Below are 19,023 nucleotides of genomic sequence, written 5' to 3' on the forward strand. Positions count from 1 at the left end.
TCCGGGCGTTGTCGAAGAAGTACGGCGTCCACCGGCGTCTGGTACGAGAGGCACTGGCTCGCCGGTGCCGAAGCCGCGCAAGCGGCCGACGCGGGCCTCGTCGCGGATGGAGCCGTACAAGAAGACGGTCGACGAGTGGCTGCGGGCTGATCTTGAAGCGCCGTGCAAGCAGCGGCACACCGCGGAGCGGATCGGTACGCGGCTTCAGGAAGAGTTCGGCGTCACGCTTCCTTACACCACGGTGCGGGACTTCGTCACCGCCAGCCGCCAGGTGATTGCCACGGAGGGCGGGGTACTGGTCGGGGTTTCCTGGTCCGGCGCAACGCGCCTGGGGCGGATGCCGAGGTGGACTTCGGGGAGGTGTCGGTGTACTCCTGAAAATGCGCACCTGGGTACGGATGAACGTGCTCGGGCCCTGGCGATTCAACGGAAGGCGTCGGCGTTCTCCGAAGCCCACTGCAGGAACGGGCGAGCCGGCGTTCCGGTGACCTGAGAAACCGTGTCGCGCACCATCAGCAGCTCGGGGTTCACGTCTCCACCAGTGACGTCGAGCACCGCGTCCGCGGCCTCGACCCCGAAGACCGCGACCATCTGCGCGTGGGCCTGCCGACGGCTGATCTCGGCGAAGGGAACCTCCCGACCCAGTACTGCCGCGATGGCCTCGACCTGCTGTCGGGCGGTTATCGGCTCTGGCCCGGTCAAGGCATACGTGCGTCCGTGGTGGCCGGGCTCGGTCAGTGCCACCCGTGCCACCGATGCGATGTCCGCGGGGTGGATGGTCGGCAGCGCGGTCTCGGCGTACGGTGCGCGGACGGTCTCGCGGCCACGGATGGACGCAGCCCACATCAGGGCGTTCGACGCGAACTGCGTCGGCCGCAGGATCGTCCAGGCCATACCGGTTTCCTTGAGCAGGTGCTCCACCGCCAGGTTCTCGTCGGCGGGGCCGAGGTGCGGGTGGGTCTGGACGGTGATGGACGACACCAGCACGACGTGCTGCACTCCCGCCTGCCGGGCGGCTTCGAGGATGTCGGCGTCCGAGCCCAGACGCGACACAAGAAACAGCGAGCGCACCCCCTCCAGCGCGGGCTTCAATGACGCCGGCTCTGCGAAGTCGCCCTCCACAGCCTCGACCCCTTGGGGGAAGACGGCCCGTGCGGCATCACGGGTAAGCCCTCTCAGCGGCCCGACACCGCGTGCGTGCAGCTCCATCAGCAGGGCACTGCCTATGTTTCCAGTGGCTCCGGTCACGAGGATCACGAGCGTGTTTCCCATCGTCAGATGATCGAGTAGGTGACACGCTAGAAGCTCAATCATGCTTCAGGTCAAGAAGACGCCTGACCATGCCCGCGGGTGGGCACGTTCATCCGTACTCGGCTGTGCGCGTTCACGTGTACGCCGACACGGGCAGCCGACCGGTTTCGGCAGGCGCATGACGCGGTCGGAGAGGACACGGCCGACCAGCTCGACGGGCCGGTCGCGCAGGACCCAGGCCGGGCGAGTGACGTCATGGCCGGCGTCGCTGACGATCACGATATCCGGGTCCCCCGCCTGCCACTGGCCCACGGCGATGAGCCGCTCGACAACCCCCCGCAGCTGGGCAGCAGTGACGGCGGTCGCGTCGTCTGCAGGTCCCAGCCGGACCGCGTCCAGGATCGCGGTCTAGGACGTGGCCCCCGGCTCCGGCACGGCCACGAAGGAGTAGGGCCAGCCGGGGATGAACTGCGAGGCCGTCTTCGCGCGGCCGTGGACGTGGCGGAACAGCCGTTCCGCCGAGCACGGTGCGTCCGAACGCAGCCACGGTGACACGTCGACCGCCAGTACCAGGCGCCCGCCGTCAAAACGCGGGGGCGACAGCCCGGCCAGCACCGTCCGCAGCCGTCCGACGTCCATCCGGCCGGGGTTCAGGCCGCCATGCATCGCTCCGTGTCCACGCCGGTGCTCAGGCAGCAGCGTCAGGTCCACCGGGGACCTCACCGCACCCTCCGTACACAGCACCGCGTCCATCAACTCGAACAACTCATCGCGCCGGACGGTCAGACACTCGTAGAGCTCGCCCTCACGGCCTTCGTCGCGATCACGTGCATCTTGGCCGGAGCACAGGATCAGACGAAGGCCGCCCCTACGTCCGGCGAATCCCCAGGTGAGCGACTCAGTACGAGACACCGTTCGAGGCTGGAAGAAAAAGAACTTCCCAATGACGACGTTGAGCCGCTGCCGTGACGGTTGGCAGGGCCTCGTAACACTCTCCGTCGCGGAGCATGGCCCACAGGACGTTGGCTCGTCGGCGGGCCAGAGCGAGTAGGGCCTGCTCGTGCCCCCTGCCCTCGTTCCGCTTGCGCCCGTGGTAAGCCTGAGAGGCAGAGCAGGTTCTCAGGCTGGCCATCGCGGAGAGGTAGAAGGCACGGAGCAGGCCGCGGTGGTAGCGGCGCGGGCGGCGCATGCTGCCGCTGACGCGGCCGGAGTCCCGGGGCGCGAGTGAGAGGCCCGCGAAGGACGCGAGGCGGTCGGCCGTGCCGAAAGCCTTCAGGTCGCCACCGGTGGCGGCGATGCACTCGGCGCCGATCGTCCTCGCAGAGCTTCACCCGCCGCAGCCGTACAGCCCAGGACTCACCCACACGAGTGACGCCCTCGCAAGATCACCGCCGTTTGCGGCTGGTGACGATCCTGCTGGCCAATTCTGTTGATGGTCGGTTGTGATGCTCGTTGGCCAGGCAACACGGGCGACGGGGCTGGTCCGTCAGGTGCTACAGGCCGCGGCGCTGGGAACGGGCCTGCTGGCCAGTACGTACAACACTGCGAACACCGTGCCGACGAGCCTGTACACGCTGCTGATCGGTGGCGCGCTCAACGCTGTACTCGTGCCGCAGCTGGTGCGGGCCCGGACGACGGAGCCCGACGGCGGGCGGGCCTACGAGCAGCGGTTGGTCACGCTCGTGGTGTGCGTGCTGGGCGTGGGGACGGCGCTGGCGGTGTGGGCGGCGCCGCAGATCGTGGGCCTGTACATGCGGGACACTCCCGACAGTCATGAGGCGTTCGAGCTGACGGTGACGTTCGCCCGGTTCCTGCTTCCGCAGATCTTCTTCTACGGGCTGTTCAGCATCTACGGGCAGGTGTTGAACGCCCGCGAGAAGTTCGGCGCGATGATGTGGACGCCGGTGCTGAACAATGTGGTGCTGGTCGGCATGTTCGCCGCCTACCTGGGGCTGATGGCGGTGTCCGACCAGGTTGAGGACATCACCGCCGGCCAGGTGCGGCTGCTGGGGATCGGGACGACAGCTGGCATCGCCGTGCAGGCCCTGGCTCTGATCCCGTTCGCGCGGGCGACGGGTTTCCGGTTCCGGCCGCGGTTCGACTGGCGGGGTACGGGCCTGGGCAAGAGCGTCCACGCGGCGAAGTGGACGCTGCTGTTCGTCCTGGCCAACCAGGTTGCCCTGACCGTGGTCACGAACTACGCCAATGCTGCCGACCAGGAACTGCCCCAGGCCGGCGCGGGCTACTCGGCCTACACCTACGCGCAGACCATCTGGATGCTGCCGCAGTCGATCGTGACCGTGTCCCTGGTTACGGCCCTGTTGCCGCGCATGAGCCGGGCTGTCGCCGAGGGACGCATCCCGGATCTACGCGCGGATCTGTCCCGGGCGCTGCGGATCAGCGGGGTGGTCATCGTGCCTGCCGCCTTCCTCTTCCTCGCCCTGGGCCCGCAGATCTCCTCGCTGCTGTTCGCCCACGGAGCAGCCGACGCCGCCTCGGTCCGCCCGCTGGGCTACATGCTTCAGGCTTTCGGGCTCGGGCTTATCCCGTTCTCTGCCCAGTACCTTCTGCTGCGCGGCTTCTACGCCTTCGAGGACACGCGCACGCCGTTCTTCATGGCGGCGTGGATCGCGGGCGTGAACATCGCCTTGGCCACGGCCTGTCATCTGCTGATGCCCGCCCGTTGGGCGGTGGTGGGCATGGCCGGGGCCTACACCCTCTCCTACGTGGCTGGCCTCGCGCTCACCGCGTCCCTGCTACGCAGGCGGCTGGGAGGCCGTGTCGACGACGGCGGTCTGCGCCGCACCTACGTGAAACTGTTTTGCGCCGCGGGCCCGGCTGCCGGGCTGGGCTGGGCCGCAGCGCGTGCGTGCGCTGGCCTGGGAGATGGAACGTGGCCTACAGCCGTCGCATTGGCTGCCGGGGCGCTCGCGACAGCCCTGGCGTACCTCCTTCTTGCCCGGTTGCTGAAAGTCAACGAGCTCCGTCGCCTGCCCGGGATGCGTTGAGTCCAGGCAAGCGACGCAAGGGTGGGCAAGAACGCTGTCACCGATCCTTTTAGCCATTTCGGGGGTCACGCGGTGAGGGAGAGGTCGAGTCGGGCGAGGTGGCTGACGCGGGTGCGGTCGAGCGGGTGGCCGGTCCACCAGGCATCGAGGCGGATGAGGTTGAGTGCGACGGCGTAGAAGACGTGCTCCAGGTGGGTCTTCTGGAGACCGAGGTAGCGGGCACGTCTTATCCCGGTGACCGCGACGGCCTGGTGGATGGTTCCCTCGATGCCCGCGCGGGTTGCGTACTTGGTTCGCCACTGCTCGTCGTCCTGCTGGAGGCGGGCATGGTCGAGGACTTCCTGCAGCTCGCGGGGTTGCAGGGAGAGGGTCCGGCCGCCGGTCTTCGAGCGGGTGCACTGGTCGCGCACCGGGCAGGGGCGGCATGTCTCCTTGTCGAACTTGATAATGATGATGGCTTTGGTGCCGCGCAGGGTGGCGGGGCTCCACCAGGTGCTGGTGTCCCCGCGTGGGCAGGTGGCCTGCCGCTTGTCCCAGTCGATGGTGAACGCGGTGCGGTCGAAACCGGCGCCGGCACGCGCCTGGGGTGAGCTGTTCATGAGGACCGGGGTGACCAGGGTGACTCCGAAGTTCTTCTTCATGCCCACGATCAATTCGGCGGAGGCGTAACCGGAGTCGAGGTAGTGCTTGGCGGGCAGGAGATCGCGGGCGGCGAGCATGTGATGGACCGGTTCGGTCATTTCCGCATCGGTCACCGTGGCGTCGGTGGTCGCGATGCCGGTGATCAAGCGCGGCGGCGGTCCGTCGGCTCCAGGGATCAGCGCCTGGCCGCCGGAAGCCGGGTCCTGGTCATCGGCATCGTCGCAGGACTCACTGATGTGGACCTTGTAGCCGGTCCACCAGGAGCCCTGTTTGAGGCCGTAGCGCGCGTCGGCGTCGTACGGAGAGGCCAGCCGCAGTCTGCCGGGCGGGAGGTCCTTGCTCTCCCGCCGCTTCACCTCCGCTCCGGCCTCGGACACGGTGCGGTGGTAATTCTGCACCCACATCGCGCGCAGAACCTGTACCGCCGGGAGTTCGCGCAGCCACGCCGGGGCATCAGGGGTATGCACTGCCTCCAGCAGCGCGAAACCGTCCCGGCCGTAGACCAGAGCCATCTCCTCCCGCTTGCTCGTGGAAGCCGGCGGATGCCAGGAGTGAATCCGCGGACCATAGCGTTCGGCCCATTCCCGAACCGGCACCGCCCGGGCCAGCCAGGCCGGGGCCGCACAGGCCAGCGCCTCCAGCGCGGCCCGCAGCGTCTCCCCGGCCAGCTCCAGCCTGTTCAGATCACGTACTGCCGCCAGCACGCGGGTGGAGTCGGTGCGCTGCTTGCCTCCGGCCTTCACCAGACCCCGGTCCTTGAGCGCGGTCAGCAGCAGGTCGAGCACCATCTCCTCCATCCCGTGCTCGACCAGTCGCGTGCGGAACTCGGACAGCACCGATGCGTCGAACCCGGGATCATCCAGCTCCAGGCCGAGCGCGTACTTCAGGTCCATGCCGTACCGCCCCCGATGCGCCGCCGCCCGGGCGGTGAGGTTCTCGGCGAACTGCAACACCGTCACCAGCGCCAGCTGGCCCGGTGACCAGCCCGGCCGCCCTCTGACTCCGAACGCCTCGGCGAACTCGGCGTCCGCGAACAACTCGCCCAGCTCGTCACGGACCCGCATCGCCAACGGGTACGGGCCCCGTACCGCCACCGCCCGCGCCACCTGCGCGGTCAGCTCAGGCACCTTCGGCCACGACCTCGGCTGCATCGACACTCCACACCCCACCCGCGACCGGGAACGCCCAGACGGCCGCTGCTGCTCCGACCAACGAGCCGCCAGCCCTGCCGGGCACGGAATAAGCCAGCAGGATCGGTGACGGCGCTCTTACCGGCACCCCATCCAGCGAAAGGCGGGCCTTTTGCACCCTCGCCGGGTGGGGAGGGCGGTTCTGCACACCCTGGCCCCACTCGGCGTGGCGGTGCTCTACGGATCTACCGGCTTCCCATTGGGGTAGGAGCACACGGCGTAGACGTAACACTGGAAGTACGGGCCAGGGATGTCCCCAATGATGGGGAACGTATCGTTTTGCCCGAGATCCTTCACAACCATATTGGTCAGGTTGTAGTAGAAGATCTGCCGGTCGGAATGCTCCGTGAACAGGATCTTGGACGCCTTGTAGTCCTTGGAGTAGTAGGACGTCGTGTAGACGACGCTGTCCTCGACCACATCGGTCCCAGGCCAGTAGATGTAGCGCTTCATCTGCGCGTTGATCGAGAGGTTGACGTCGCGGCCGTCCTTCTGGTTCCAGTAGATCTCCAGCCACTGATGCTGATACTGGCCGAGACTGATGATGGCGCGGACGAAGATGGTGCTACGGAACACCCACTGGCCGTTCTCTATTGTTCCGTAGATCAGATCGTCTTCGGTGCGGCCCCGGTACAGGCCATCGACGTAACCGACGAAGGGGCGCATCTCGTCGTAGGAGTAGGTCTTCGACCGCCCGGTCGCCTTCGAGGTGACGGTAGCGATTCCCCGGTAACAGGTCACGTTGACACGGCCCTTCGGTGACGCCTCGGTCACCGCGTCCACGCAGGCGTCGGAGGCGTCGGTGCTTGCGCTTGCATCGGCCGCCGAAACACCCGTGGACGCCATTATGAACGCCGCCGCGAGCGTGCCGGCGAGCGACGTCCGCCATTTGCGAGCCAATTCGATCACATTCTCTCCGGTCGCTGGATCTGCCATTACTCGGATCGTGACCGTGGGCGTTGGTCGGCAGCCTGTGATCAGCGCCTGGAAGGCCGGCACCCGTCGGTCATCCGCTCCAGGTGTAGCAACTCAGGCATTGTTCGCGTTCGACCCTCTGATCCGAACAAACAACTCTCGAAAAATATGGCGACGTCATGTGGGTCGTGGCACACCGACGGCACGTCCCACGGGGTTTCGAGTAGGCTTGGCCCCGGTCGACCCGCGAGGGACCCATCTGGTTCCCCCTTGCAACGCCCGGACGTGGGAGGCCGAGAATCATCATGGCTTCGTCCGGGACACCGATGGTGATCCTGATGCCTTAGAGGTCGTTTTCATCTATTTTGCACCGCCACAACTGCCTCATTGGAATACTTGCGCTTCCTGAGTGCCGGACCGGCGGGGGCAACTACGGGGCGGATCGCCCATGCAGGCAATATTTGGGATGAGACGGAACTTGCTCAGATGAAACGGAAATTTGAAGCACCGCCTCAGTCACTCTGAGTTCTAGAGAAGCCATCGCCCCAATAGTCACGTCTCGACACTGCGACCTGTTGGGATGAAACGGGCTTCGTAGATGAAAACGACCTCTTAGACGATGTCCTATGTGGTGATCGCTCGTTGTGCTGTGTATGGGGCGAGGTACGTGGAGTTGGATTGTTCCGGATGGGCTGTGGGAGATCGCGGAGTCGTTGATCCCGCCGTCGAGAGTGCGGCCGCAGGGCGGCGGAACGCAGGACACGCCTGATGAGACGCTGTTCGCGGCGATCATCTACGTGCTGGTCAGCGGTTGCGCATGGCGCCAACTGCCGCCCTGCTTCGGCATACCGAAGTCAACCGCGCACCGCCGGTTCCTGATCTGGTCCAGAGCCGGGGTGTGGGGCCGCCTGCATGAGGCCGTGCTGCACCAGCTCGACGACGCCGGCCTCATCGACGTCACCCGTATCGTCCTGGACACCGCTCACGTACGCGCTAAAAAAGGGGCGAACACACAGGTCCGAGCCCCGTGGACCGGGCAAAGCCGGGCTCCAAGATGCACATCCTGTCGGACGCGAACGGACTGCCCCTTCTCGTCGGCATCTCCGCGGCGAACGTCCACGACAGCGAAGGACTGAAGCCCATGGTCGAGGGCCACCAAACGAGACACGACCCCCACAACGGCCGCCACTTCAAGCCCCAGCGTCTCTACGCGGACAAGGCCTACGACAACCTCACCTGCGGAAGTGGCTCTGGGGAAAGCACATCGGCGTGCGGATCGCCCGCAAAGGCATCGAATCCAGCGAAAGGTTAGGGCGCCGCAGGTGGGTCATCGAGCGAACCATGAGCTGGCTGTCCGGCTACCGCAGGCTCAGTCCCCGCTACGAGCGCCATCCCCGCAACTACCTGGGCTTTCTCGGCCTCGCCGCCGCCCTGTGCTGCTACAAACGGCTCGTCCGACTCACCACATAGGACATCGTCTTAGCGCCGGTTTTCGTTCCGATGTTCCTCAACCCCCGAAGAAGGCGGCTCAGGACGGCGCCGGAGGCTCCGGTCGCCGCGCCAGACGCTCCGCAGGCACCGGTGAGGACGCGTGAGATGCGATCGGCCGGGTTCGCCTGCGGACTGTTGCCGGACCTCACCCTCCACCCGACAGGACGAGCACCGAGGTGCGCCGTCACCGGTTCGGCCCATCAGTGTCCCCCTGACGAGGTACGGCAATCGGCTGTCGGTGCCACGCCGTAGCGCGCCCATGAGGTACACGTTCATACCGCCGGTTCCGGCGGAACAGATCCGGCAGCTGCCCACCTGGGATGTTGCGAGCCTCCTTCTGAGCCCCTCGCCACCGCCACCGGCTTCCTGCAGTACGCAGGAACGATGGGTTCGGCCTGCCAGGCGTTCCAGGACGAGCCGGACCGGGCGCCAGGCTCCTTCTGTCCCGTCCCCCGCCCGCCGGAGCTTGCCCACCCGGGGTGACTACCACGTTCGGTTCTCTGGCGTGCGCGTGCGGACGGCGAGGCTGGCCGGGTAGAGCATCCGGTGTCCGTAGCGGGCGCGGGCCCGGTCGACGACGGCCTCGATCGCGAGCGAGGTGTCATCGCTGCTGTCGAGGGTGAGTTGCCGCGCGGCTCGCCCGGGGCGTACTCACGCACGCGGGCGAGCCCTGCTTCGCCTACACCGCCGAAGAACAGCGCCTGGCGGCGAAGAACGAACGCGACACCGCCGTCGCCGTGGCCCAGCGGCTGCGTGCGGCCGACCTGCCGGTGGACACCGTCAGCGTGGGTTCCACCCTCACCGCCCATGCCGCCGAGGACCTCACCGGGGTCACCGAACTACGCGCCGGCAACTACGTCTTCTTCGACCTGGTGATGGCCGGCGTCTGCGACATCGATGACCTCGCCCTCCCGGTCGTCGTCACCGTCATCGGCCACCGCCCCGAGTACGGATGGATCCTCACCGACGGTGGCTGGATGGCCATGTCCCACGACCGCGGCACCGCAGCCCAGCAGACGGACCAGGGCTACGGCCTGGCCACTGACCTGGACGGCAACCCGATCCACGGCCTGGTCATGACGGCCGCGAGCCAGGAGCACGGCACCCTCACCGCCCGCGACGGTGCCGATCTTCCCGACCTGCCCGTCGGCACCCGCCTGCGTATCCTGCCCAACCACGCCCGCGCCACCGCCGCCCAGCACCACGGCTACCACGTCATCGACGGCCCCCGGAGCACAGGCGGCGCGCCCGTGACCGAGGCTTTCCGGCAACGCGTCACCGGCTGGTGACTTGCCTCGGCGTGCTCGGGAAGTGCTCCGGGTACGCCCTTGGGACCGCCCGCCGGAGGACCGGGGACGCGGCGAGGTCCTGCCGGTCTCCGAGGCCCGGGATCGCAGGCGCTGCCAGCGGGGCATGCCGGTGCGATCACCTGGTCACGGGCCGGTCTGGCCGAGGACCTCTGCGGCGAGCCGGCGCGCGTACGTGGCGTCGAGTCCGTCCGGGCGGAAGAGGATGCGGTACATCATGGGCGCGACGACACGGTCGATGACCGTCTCGACCTCGGGCGTCCTCTCCCCGCGTTCGGTGGCGCGGGTGAGGACGAGGCCGATCTGCTCGGCGGCGTAGGCCGAGCACTGGCCGGCGTTACTGCCGTCCGGGTCGCCGAGCAGGGCGTCACGGATGTAGGCCCGGCCGGTGGGGGAGGCCATCTCGTCGAGGAACTGCTCGGCCCAGGCTGTCAGGTCGGACGACAGGGCACCGTGGTCGTTGGGTGCGGTGTCGGGCCGCAGACGCTCGACCGCTACGTCCGACAACAGCTCCTGCAGATCCCCCCAGCGGCGGTAGATCGTCGACGGTGTCACGCCCGCACGCCGGGCGATCAGCGGTACGGTCAGGGCGTCCCGGCCCACTTCCGACGCGAGTTCGCGTACGGCGGCGTGGACCGATGCCTGGACCCGGGCGCTGCGCCCGCCGGGGCGCACCATCTGCCTGCTCATAAAACCCACCTTAAAGCAAAATCATTGCGTCTAGCGAGCGGCCCACCTCCGTGCGACGGTCTTCTTCTTGCGGCACCTGGCCGATCGGAGCCGAACGGCGCTTTCGGGCCCGGCCGACTGGTGAGGCCGGGCCCGAGCGCTCGTTCACGCTGCGCGAGCGAGCTCGCGGGCGGGCTGGGTCTGCTCGTAGGCATGACCGACTCGCAGGAGCGCGCTCTCTCCGAGCGGTCGCCCGAGCAGCTGCATGCCGATCGGCATGCCTGCCGCATCGTGGCCGACGGGGAAGGACAGGGACGGCACCCCGGTGATGTTGGCAGGAGACGAGAGGCGTACGTAGGCGTCGGAGACGTCCTCGACGGTGCCGTCGGCCCAGGTGATCGTCTCCTGGCCGGCCTTGACCGCGGTCGCCGGGACGGTGGGGGCGACGATCAGGTCGACCGCCTGCAGCATGCGTGCCCATTCCTGCCGCATGAGGGTGCGGGCGCGCTGGGCCCGCAGATAGTCCCCGGCGGGCATCAGTTCGCCGGCCTCGAGGAGGATGCGGACGTCGTCCTGGTAGAGCTCGGGGGCGGTGCGCAGGGTGCTCTCGTGGTAGGCGGTCGCCTCGGGCACCATCAGACCCCACTGGGTGGCCTGGATGTAGCGGGTCATGGGGATCTCGACCTCCACGAGGCGCGCGCCAAGGGCCCGAAGCCGGGTGATCGCGCGCCGGACGGCAGCCTCCACCTCCGCGTCGACGTGATCGAAGTAGTAGTTGCGCGGTACGCCCACGCGCAGCCCCGTCAGGTCCGTACCTGCGCCCGGCCGGTAGTCCACGGCGGGAGTGGTAAGGGACGCGGGGTCGCGCGGGTCGTGTCCGGCCAGGGCGGCCAGGACCAGGGCCGCGTCCTCGACGGTGCGGGTGATCGGGCCGACGTGGTCCAGTGACCAGGACAGGGACGTGACGCCGTGGCGGGGGACGAGGCCGTACGTCGGCTTGAGGCCGACGACCCCGTTCAGCGCGGCGGGCACCCGGATCGATCCGCCGGTGTCGGTGCCCAGGGCGAAGGTCGCGGTGCCCGCGGCGACGGCGACGGAGGATCCGCCGCTGGAGCCGCCGGCGACCCGGCCGGTGTCCCAGGCGTTGCTGGTCTGCGGGGTGGTCAGCCCGTAGGCGAACTCGTGGGTGTGGGTCTTGCCGACCAGGATGGCTCCGGCCGCCGACAGGCGTGCGGCGACGGCGCTGTCGGCCTGGGCGCGGTGGTCGGCTCGGACGCGGGAGCTGGCCGACGTCGCCGCGCCGGCGACGTCGATCAGGTCCTTGAGGCCCATCGGGATGCCGTGCAGCGGACCGCGGTGGCGGCCGGCCGCGAGGTCGTTCTCGGCTTCGCGCGCGGCCCGGCGGGTGTGCTCGGCGGTGACGGTGACGTACGCCTGAAGGTGCGGCTCCACCTGTTCGATGCGCTCCAGGACGGAGTCAGCCAGCTCGACGGGGGACAGCTGCCGGGCCCGGATCGCGTCGGCGGCTGCGGTCAGGGGCAGTTCATACGGCTGCATCGTGGTTCTCCTGTTCAGCGCGGTAGGCGGGGGCGGGCGGGGTCTCCCCGAAGTCCAGCTCCCGCAGGACCGCGACGACGGAGTGGATGTGGTCGGCGGTGGCTGCGACCGCGGCGTGGCGGTCGGCAGGCAGCGGGAGCCCGGCGTGGGCGGCCCAACGGGCCGCTTCCGACGGCGTGAGTTCCGCGGAGGACATGGACGTTCTCTCCTCAGGACTGGAGGGGGCGGAGCAACCCCCGAGACCAAAAGCTAAGAGTTTGCTTTAACCGACTGTAGAACCTACGGTGCTTTAAAGCAAACTCATTGCGTTTAGCGCCAAGGAGTCCCATGCCCACCGTCACACCCCGCGCACCTGCGCGACCCAACTACCCGGGAGCCCGCACCCAGAGCGCCCACCGCGCGGCGTCCTTCGTCCTGGACGCCTCGATCCTGGCCGCCCTCCTCGCGGCATCCAGTGCGCCGACGCCCCTCTACCCCCACTACCAGGACGCCTGGGACCTGTCCGCACTCACCATCACCGTGGTCTTCAGCGCCTACTCCCTGACGCTGCTGCTGGCCCTGCTCACCACCGGAGCGCTCTCCGACCACCTCGGGCGGCGCCCCGTCCTGGTGGGCGCCCTGCTGCTGGAGGCCGCCTCCATGCTGATGCTGGCCACGGCGGACGGCGCCGGAGTGCTGATCACCGCCCGGATCCTGCAGGGAGCGGCCACCGGCGCGGCCACCAGCGCCGCGGGAGCGGCCCTCCTCGACCTTCACGACCCCCTGCGTCCGGGCCGGTCCGCCCTGACCAACAGCATCGCGCCCGTGGCGGGCATGGCCGCCGGCGTCCTCGCCTCCACCCTCCTCGTCCGCTTCGCCCCCGCGCCCACGGTCACCGTGTACGCCCTGCTGGCGGTCCTCTTCGCTGCCCAGGCGATCGCGGTCACGTTCACCGCGGAGACGGCCCGCCCGCACACCGGCGCCCTGCGGTCGCTGCGCCCCCACCTCGCCGTGCCGCCGTCGGCGCGCAGCGCCCTGCTGGCGGTCGGCACCGCTGTCGTCGCCATCTGGGCGCTGGGCGGCTTCTACTCCTCCCTCGGACCGGCGCTCGTGCACCTCATGGCCTCAGGTGCCTCACAGGCGGCCGGCGGCATGGTCTTCTTCGTACTCACCACCGCGGCCACGCTCACCGTGTGGACACTGCGGCGCACGGCGCCGCGCGCCGCCGCCACCGGCGGAACCCTGGCCGTCATCCCGTCCGCGGCCCTGAGCCTGCTCGGCCTGCACGGCGCCGGCCTGCCCGCCGTCTACGGCGGCGCGGCCCTGGCCGAAGTCGCTTTCGGCGCCGTCTCCCAAGGGGCGCTGCGCATGACGCTCGCCTCCATCGACGAGCAGGACCGCGCCGCGACCCTGGCCGCCTACTACGTCCTCAGCTACCTGTCCATGAGCCTGCCCGCCATCGCCGCGGGCGCCGCCACCCAGCACCACGGGCTGCGCACCACCGCACTTGCCTACGCCATCGCCGCCGCCCTGCTCGCCGTAGCGGCCCTGGCAACACTCGCCATGTCGAGACGCGGGGCAGCCCACAGCGCACACAACGACCTTCCGTAACGAGATAACGAGATAACGAGAGCAAGGGAAACGACCGATCATGAGCACTGCACCGGCCACCGACCCGACCGCCATCCCCTCCTGGACCGTGGGCGACGTCACCGTCCACCGCATCGACGAGATCCTGCTGCCGTCGGCCACCGGACCGTGGCTGCTGCCCGACGCCACCCCGGACGTCGTCGCCGGGCAGGACTGGCTGCGCCCGGACTTCGCCGACGACGAGGGCATCCTGCACATCGACAGCCACAGCTTCGCGTTCACCGTCGGCGGGCTGCGCATTCTGGTGGACACCGGCATCGGCAACGGCAAGGAGCGGGCCAACCCCGCCTGGCATGATCTGAACACCGACTACCTTCAGCGCCTCGGCGCCGCCGGGTTCCCCCCGGACTCCGTCGGCCTGGTGATCCTCACCCACCTGCACGCCGACCACGTCGGCTGGAACACCCACGAGGTGAACGGCGAGTGGGTTCCCACCTTCCCCAACGCTCGTTACATCACCTCCCGCGTCGAGCGGGAGTTCTGGGTCGGGTACGACATGGAGGAGGCGCGCAAGCAGATGTTCCGCGACTCCGTGATCCCGGTGGAGGCGGCGGGGCTGCTCGACCTCGTCGACGTCCCCGCCGACGGTGTCGAAGTCGTCCCGGGCCTGCGCCTGATCCCCACCCCCGGGCACACCCCCGGCCACGTCACCGTCGAGCTGACCAGCCGCGGAGAGACGGCTCTGATCACCGGCGACTGCATCCACCACCCCGTCCAGCTCGCCCATCCCACCATCGGGGCCTGCGTCGACATCGAGCCCGAGCAGTCCGAGGCCTCGCGCCGCACGCTGCTCGGCTCGCTCGCCGGCACGGACACCCTCGTCCTGGGCACCCACTTCGCGCCGCCCACCGCCGGCCGCGTCGTCACCCAGGAGGGCGCCTACCGGCTCTCACCCGTCCCCGCCGACCCGCACTGACCCGGTCGCGGCCCAGCCCGTGTCCGGCCGGCACTCCGCGCGGCCGGACACGGCTCGCACAGCGCTGTCCTGGCCACCGCCATCCTCGACCGTCTCCTGCACCACTGCGGTGTCATCTCCATCAACGGCCCCAGCCACAGGCTCAAGAACCGGCTCGCCGCCATCGAACGAGAACAGGACGACACGGCCTGATAGTTCAGCTGGTCGACAATGAGGGCATGGACGTCCCTGAGTTGCTCGAATCAGCTTCCCTGCTGGTTCCGGAAGATACCGCCACCGAGAACGACATCACGGTGCGAGACATCTGGGACTACCTCGTCCACGACGAGTGGGAGATCACCCTGAGTCTGCTGGAGGAACTCGGGGACGCTCGCTCGCTCCCTCTGACGTTCTGGGAGAAGCTCGCCGAAGCGGCTGAGCAGCTCCGGATGGAGCGGAGCGCGGCCTGGTGCCATTGGCGGTGCTCCGAGATCCGCAACGGCGTGATCCGGGCGGATCTGACGCTCCGTGCTGCCGCCGAGGCGCGACGCACGACGCCAATCCACTCCGGTGTTCTGCGACCGATGTGGGACATCGGACACCTCTCACCCATCGGTGGACGTTCGGTCAGCATCGCCGCGCTCTGGGTTGAGAACATGCCCATTCTGCAACCCGGCGGGCGAGCCACGGTCCGTCTCGTGCCTCTGACTCCCGCCCACTGGATGCACGTCCGGGCCGGCCAGCAGATCACCATGCACGAGGACCGAACCGTCGCCGGCACCGCTGTCATCCTGGAGGTTCATCCTCCTGCCACCGCCATGCCCACACGATGACGTGACTGGCTCACAGCCTCCCTGCTGGTGCACGTATCTCCGTACTTGGTGGAGCACTCGGGCCTTGAAGCCGGGTCTTGGACACAGGAGACACTTGGATCTTGCGCCGGCCTGGCGCCCACTCCGAGCCGCCCGCCGCCTCGCCGGCCGGCGGTGACGTGGTTCAGGCGGAGCTGGCCGCGGCCCGCAGGAGGATCCGTGAACTCGGGGAGGAACGGGACATTCTCCGCAAGGCGGCCCGGTGTTTCGCGACGGAGACGCGCTGGTGAACCGCTGCCAGTTCGTTGACGATCACCGGCGCCGATACGGCGTGAAGCGGCTGTGCGACATCCTCGCTCTGGCCCGATCGAGCTTCTACTACCGGCGCCGCACCGCAGGCGCGGGAGCGGCCCGGCAGATCGCCGAAGCCCGGGTCGCGGCCCGGATGCGCACGGTCCACCAGGACTCCGACGGCACCTACGGGACTCCCAGGATCACCGTGGAACTCCGCGACGAGGACGGCCCGGTGGTCAACCACAAGCGCGTCGCGAGGATCATGCGGACCATCCGGCTCGAGGGCGTCCGTCTGCGCCGCCGGCACCGCACCACGTTCGCGGACCAGGCCGCGGCAAAGGCACCGGACCTGATCGGACGTGACTTCACCGCGACCGGGGTGAACACGAAGTGCGTCGGCGACATCACATATCTGCCGGTCAGCGGTTCGGGACCGCTCTATCTCGCGACCGTCATCGACCTCGCCCCGCGCCGGCGGGCCGGGTGGGCGATCGCCGATCACATGCGGACCGAGCTCGTCATCGACGCCTTCACGGCCACCGAGCAAAAGAGAGACGCTCAAGGGACGCAAAGGCTGGTCGAGCGAGCACGAGGCCAGGCTCGACGCCTTCCGCCGGCTGACTCGGTACAACACCCGCCGCCGGCACTCCCGCCTCGGTCGACGATCTCCGATCGCCTACGAGAACGCCCTCCAACGAACGGCAACTACCCTGACCCAAGCCGCATGGACGTGTTCGAAATCCGGGGTCAAGGCCCCAGTCTGCCCTCGACCAGCTCCGGTGCCGGCACGGGCAGCAACGGCTCAATCAGCGACCACAGTTCGAAGTCCTCGTCGCACCACAGGCCGTCCCAGCCGGTCACGCACCCATATCGCCGCCGTGCCGCCCGGATTGCTCGCCCGCGCGATCTGCGCAGTCAGAGGCGGGATTTGCCCGCCGGAACGGGGGCGGAGGGACAACGGGCACCACCATGACGGTTGCATCAGTCATCGGAACGACCCGGGCATGCCCGTTGGCCATGCTGCCGCGCCGGGAAACTCCAAGATCTCCGACAGAGTCGATTCACCTCGGACACCGTCAATCCTGTCGCCCGGCCCTGGTTCCGGCCGGGCGCGGGTGCTGCGTCGTTTCGGCAGGCTTCTGACGTCCCCCATGGGTCGAAGGGCGCGGTCGGCCCCTCGTGCCGGATCGTCCGCGCAAACGAGAGTCGACCGCAGGTCGAGTTCGTCCCTGTAAAACAAGCAGTCATGGAGGTCCATGAGTGTGCAGGAGTTGATTTCCGTGTCGGCCTACGTAGTTGGTTCGCGAGCAAGTAATCTCGCTAAAGCTCAGGTTCGGGAGTATCTCGCCCTTCTTCTCGATGGTTTCCCGGAGGTTGAGTTCAAGCATCGGGTCATTCTCGAGGGCGGCGACAGGGACCGAAAGTCTCGGATTTCCGAAGTGTCCGCGGTCTACGGTGGAAGTGCCTTCAGTTCCGCGCAGGAGGCGGCACTGAGCAGTGGTGACGTGGATGTCGTCGTCCACTCGCTGAAAGACCTGCCGACTGTGAATCCGCCCGGCCTGATTCTGCTGTCGCCTCCTGGCCGTGAGGACGTGCGGGACGCGCTGTGCGGGGCCACGCTGTCCGGACTGCGAAAAGGCGCACGGGTGGGAACCGGTTCCCCCCGGCGGATTGCTCAGCTCTTGGCCGTGCGACCGGATTTGGAAGTGGTTCCGATCAGGGGGAATGTGCCTCCGCGTCTGAAGAAGATCGAGGCCGGAGGGCTCGACGCCGTGGTTCTGGCTGTCGCGGGGCTCAGACGCCTGGGTCTCGATGACGCGATCGGTGAGCTGTTGCCCCTCGACCTTTTCCCGCCTTCGCCCGGTCAGGGCGCGCTCGGCATTCAGGTGCGAGACGGCAGCGCTGAGCTCAAGGAGATCCTCTCCGCTGTGGGCGACGTGACTGTCGACGGTCAGGTGCGCGCGGAGAGGGCCTTGCTCGCTGAGCTGCACGGCGGGTGCAGTGTGCCCGTGGGCGCGTACGCGCAGACAGGGCCGGACGATTCCCTGACTCTCTTCGCCCAGGTCACGTCGCTCGACGGCACCCGGCGCGTCACGGGCAGCCTCGTCGGCACGGTCGGCGAGCCGGAAAAGCTCGGTGCGGCGCTGGCCGAGGAGCTGATCGACCGGGGTGCGCGTTCCGTCCTCGACGGGATCAGGGGCGATCCGGTCGCCGGTCGCTGATGCATCGGCAGGTTCTGTCCGTGCGTCGCGTAGTGCCGTCGGCAGGGCCTGAACGACGATCGAAAGGAATGCCAAATGAATCTTCTCATTACCGGCGGCGCTGGTTTCATCGGCTCCCACTATATCCGCAGCCTCCTCGCTGACGCTTACCATGGGCACGAGGAAGACCGGCTGACGGTGCTGGACAAGCTCACTTATTCGGGCACGCTCACCAGTCTTCCGAACAATCACCCGCGCCTGACGTTCGTGCGGGGTGATATCTGCGACGCTGATCTTCTTATGGATGTCCTGCCAGGGCACGACGCGGTCGTGCATTTCGCCGCTGAATCGCATGTGGACCGATCGATCGCAGGTTCCACGCCCTTCATCACGACCAATGTCGTCGGCACGCACACTCTCCTGGAGTGCTGCCGGCGCACTGGTGTGGAACGTTTCGTGCACGTCTCGACCGACGAGGTCTACGGGTCGGTCGAGGAGGGCTCCTGGACCGAGTCGTCCCCGTTGGAGCCCAATTCACCCTACGGGGCGTCGAAGGCCGCGTCCGATCTGGTCGTTCGGGCCTTCCATCGAACGTATGGTCTGTGGACCACCGTCACTCGGTGCTCCAACAATTACGGCCCTTACCAGTTCCCCGAAAAGATCATTCCGCTCTTCGTCACGCGTTTGCTCGACGGCGGGAAGGTGCCGCTCTACGGTGACGGCCGGCACGTGCGCGAATGGCTGCACGTCGACGACCACTGTCGCGCGATTCAACTCGTGCTGAAGTCGGGCCGGGCAGGGGAGACGTACAACGTCGGCGGCGGCACCGGGCTGACCAACAGTGAGCTGACCCGCAGGGTGCTCGCCGAACTCGAGTTGGGCTGGGACCGGGTGGAGTACGTTCAGGACCGCCAGGGACATGACCGGCGATACTCGCTGGACGCCTCGCGTATCCGGGACGAGCTCGGCTTCGAACCCCGGATTGCCTTTGCCGACGGGCTGGCCGACACCATCCGCTGGTATGGCGAGAATCGGGCTTGGTGGGAGCCGCTGGCCCGGCGTGCTGCCACGCTCGGCGCCCCCGTCGGCTGACGGGCGGGACCGGCCGCGATCGCGGCGAAGGCCGGCTGCTGGGCCCGCCCGTGAACTTCGGGTACGGGCC

Annotated in this window: 13 protein-coding genes and 5 pseudogenes; 10 read left to right on the top strand and 8 right to left on the bottom strand. The window is 68.3% G+C overall.

Features of this window, described 5'->3' with window-relative positions:
* Window positions 1-423: 423 nt before the first annotated feature.
* The 3 genes and pseudogenes from KM933_RS10015 to KM933_RS10025 all read right to left on the bottom strand — a co-directional run.
* Window positions 424-1,257, bottom strand: a complete 834-nt coding sequence (locus KM933_RS10015; RefSeq protein ID WP_221350593.1) for an NAD(P)H-binding protein — start codon at window positions 1,255-1,257, stop codon at window positions 424-426.
* Window positions 1,258-1,341: 84 nt separating this feature from the next.
* Window positions 1,342-2,106 (bottom strand): annotated as a pseudogene (locus tag KM933_RS10020) (transposase); the annotation flags it as partial.
* 43 nt (window positions 2,107-2,149) lie between these two features.
* Window positions 2,150-2,563 (bottom strand): annotated as a pseudogene (locus KM933_RS10025) (transposase); the annotation flags it as partial.
* Window positions 2,564-2,696: 133 nt separating this feature from the next.
* Here KM933_RS10025 and murJ point away from each other — a divergent pair.
* On the top strand, window positions 2,697-4,259 hold the full coding sequence (gene murJ / locus KM933_RS10030; protein ID WP_221350385.1) for a murein biosynthesis integral membrane protein MurJ: 1,563 nt from the start codon (window positions 2,697-2,699) through the stop codon (window positions 4,257-4,259).
* Window positions 4,260-4,324: 65 nt separating this feature from the next.
* Here the strand turns inward: murJ and KM933_RS10035 are convergent, their stop codons facing one another.
* Both KM933_RS10035 and KM933_RS10040 read right to left on the bottom strand, forming a co-directional pair.
* A complete protein-coding gene (locus KM933_RS10035; protein WP_308013324.1) occupies window positions 4,325-6,028 on the bottom strand; it encodes an IS1182 family transposase in 1,704 nt (567 codons plus the stop codon).
* Window positions 6,029-6,268: 240 nt separating this feature from the next.
* Window positions 6,269-7,027, bottom strand: a complete 759-nt coding sequence (locus tag KM933_RS10040) for a hypothetical protein (protein ID WP_221350389.1) — start codon at window positions 7,025-7,027, stop codon at window positions 6,269-6,271.
* 632 nt (window positions 7,028-7,659) lie between these two features.
* Between KM933_RS10040 and KM933_RS10045 the strand changes: the two are divergent.
* A pseudogene (locus KM933_RS10045) lies at window positions 7,660-8,476 on the top strand (IS5 family transposase).
* Between the two features lie 665 nt (window positions 8,477-9,141).
* A pseudogene (locus tag KM933_RS10050) lies at window positions 9,142-9,786 on the top strand (type III PLP-dependent enzyme domain-containing protein); the annotation flags it as partial.
* 144 nt (window positions 9,787-9,930) lie between these two features.
* On the opposite strand, the gene KM933_RS10055 reads toward KM933_RS10050, so the two are convergent.
* The 3 genes from KM933_RS10055 to KM933_RS10065 form a co-directional block, all read right to left on the bottom strand.
* Entirely contained in the window at window positions 9,931-10,494 is a 564-nt protein-coding gene (locus KM933_RS10055) for a TetR/AcrR family transcriptional regulator (RefSeq protein ID WP_221350391.1), read from the bottom strand.
* Window positions 10,495-10,638: 144 nt separating this feature from the next.
* A complete protein-coding gene (locus KM933_RS10060) occupies window positions 10,639-12,030 on the bottom strand; it encodes an amidase (RefSeq protein ID WP_221350392.1) in 1,392 nt (463 codons plus the stop codon).
* Entirely contained in the window at window positions 12,017-12,226 is a 210-nt protein-coding gene (locus tag KM933_RS10065) for a hypothetical protein (RefSeq protein ID WP_221350394.1), read from the bottom strand. The genes KM933_RS10060 and KM933_RS10065 overlap by 14 nt, the downstream gene beginning before the upstream one ends.
* 131 nt (window positions 12,227-12,357) lie before the next feature.
* Here KM933_RS10065 and KM933_RS10070 point away from each other — a divergent pair, with 131 nt between their 5' ends.
* From KM933_RS10070 to rfbB, 7 genes and pseudogenes are all read left to right on the top strand, one after another.
* Window positions 12,358-13,620, top strand: coding sequence for an MFS transporter (locus tag KM933_RS10070; protein WP_221350397.1), 1,263 nt, complete (start codon window positions 12,358-12,360; stop codon window positions 13,618-13,620).
* Window positions 13,621-13,660: 40 nt separating this feature from the next.
* Window positions 13,661-14,575 (top strand): MBL fold metallo-hydrolase, encoded by a 915-nt coding sequence (locus KM933_RS10075; protein ID WP_221350399.1) that lies wholly within the window; start codon window positions 13,661-13,663, stop codon window positions 14,573-14,575.
* Window positions 14,576-14,641: 66 nt separating this feature from the next.
* Window positions 14,642-14,767, top strand: a pseudogene (locus KM933_RS10080) (ATP-binding protein); the annotation flags it as partial.
* A 26-nt stretch (window positions 14,768-14,793) separates the two neighbouring features.
* Complete coding sequence (locus KM933_RS10085; RefSeq protein ID WP_221350401.1) at window positions 14,794-15,387, top strand: hypothetical protein; 594 nt, start codon at window positions 14,794-14,796, stop codon at window positions 15,385-15,387.
* Window positions 15,388-15,628: 241 nt separating this feature from the next.
* Window positions 15,629-16,633: an IS3 family transposase gene (locus KM933_RS10090; RefSeq protein ID WP_221350403.1), complete on the top strand. Its 1,005-nt coding sequence runs from the start codon at window positions 15,629-15,631 to the stop codon at window positions 16,631-16,633.
* A gap of 283 nt (window positions 16,634-16,916) precedes the next feature.
* Window positions 16,917-17,882 (top strand): hydroxymethylbilane synthase, encoded by a 966-nt coding sequence (gene hemC / locus KM933_RS10095; protein WP_260333323.1) that lies wholly within the window; start codon window positions 16,917-16,919, stop codon window positions 17,880-17,882.
* Between the two features lie 75 nt (window positions 17,883-17,957).
* Window positions 17,958-18,953 (top strand): dTDP-glucose 4,6-dehydratase, encoded by a 996-nt coding sequence (gene rfbB / locus KM933_RS10100; protein ID WP_221350405.1) that lies wholly within the window; start codon window positions 17,958-17,960, stop codon window positions 18,951-18,953.
* The last annotated feature ends 70 nt before the right edge of the window (window positions 18,954-19,023 follow it).

Source organism: Streptomyces beigongshangae (genome assembly GCF_019710745.1).
Lineage (GTDB): Bacteria > Actinomycetota > Actinomycetes > Streptomycetales > Streptomycetaceae > Streptomyces > Streptomyces beigongshangae.

What these genes read in the sequence shown, in the direction of transcription:
- KM933_RS10065 (WP_221350394.1), bottom strand. Translation starts at nt 12,226, where the DNA reads ATGTCCTCCGCGGAACTCACGCCGTCGGAAGCGGCCCGTTGGGCCGCC.
- KM933_RS10070 (WP_221350397.1), top strand. Translation starts at nt 12,358, where the DNA reads ATGCCCACCGTCACACCCCGCGCACCTGCGCGACCCAACTACCCGGGA.
- KM933_RS10085 (WP_221350401.1), top strand. Translation starts at nt 14,794, where the DNA reads ATGGACGTCCCTGAGTTGCTCGAATCAGCTTCCCTGCTGGTTCCGGAA.
- hemC (WP_260333323.1), top strand. Translation starts at nt 16,917, where the DNA reads ATGAGTGTGCAGGAGTTGATTTCCGTGTCGGCCTACGTAGTTGGTTCG.
- KM933_RS10040 (WP_221350389.1), bottom strand. Translation starts at nt 7,027, where the DNA reads ATGGCAGATCCAGCGACCGGAGAGAATGTGATCGAATTGGCTCGCAAA.
- KM933_RS10060 (WP_221350392.1), bottom strand. Translation starts at nt 12,030, where the DNA reads ATGCAGCCGTATGAACTGCCCCTGACCGCAGCCGCCGACGCGATCCGG.
- murJ (WP_221350385.1), top strand. Translation starts at nt 2,697, where the DNA reads ATGCTCGTTGGCCAGGCAACACGGGCGACGGGGCTGGTCCGTCAGGTG.
- KM933_RS10075 (WP_221350399.1), top strand. Translation starts at nt 13,661, where the DNA reads ATGAGCACTGCACCGGCCACCGACCCGACCGCCATCCCCTCCTGGACC.
- KM933_RS10055 (WP_221350391.1), bottom strand. Translation starts at nt 10,494, where the DNA reads ATGAGCAGGCAGATGGTGCGCCCCGGCGGGCGCAGCGCCCGGGTCCAG.
- rfbB (WP_221350405.1), top strand. Translation starts at nt 17,958, where the DNA reads ATGAATCTTCTCATTACCGGCGGCGCTGGTTTCATCGGCTCCCACTAT.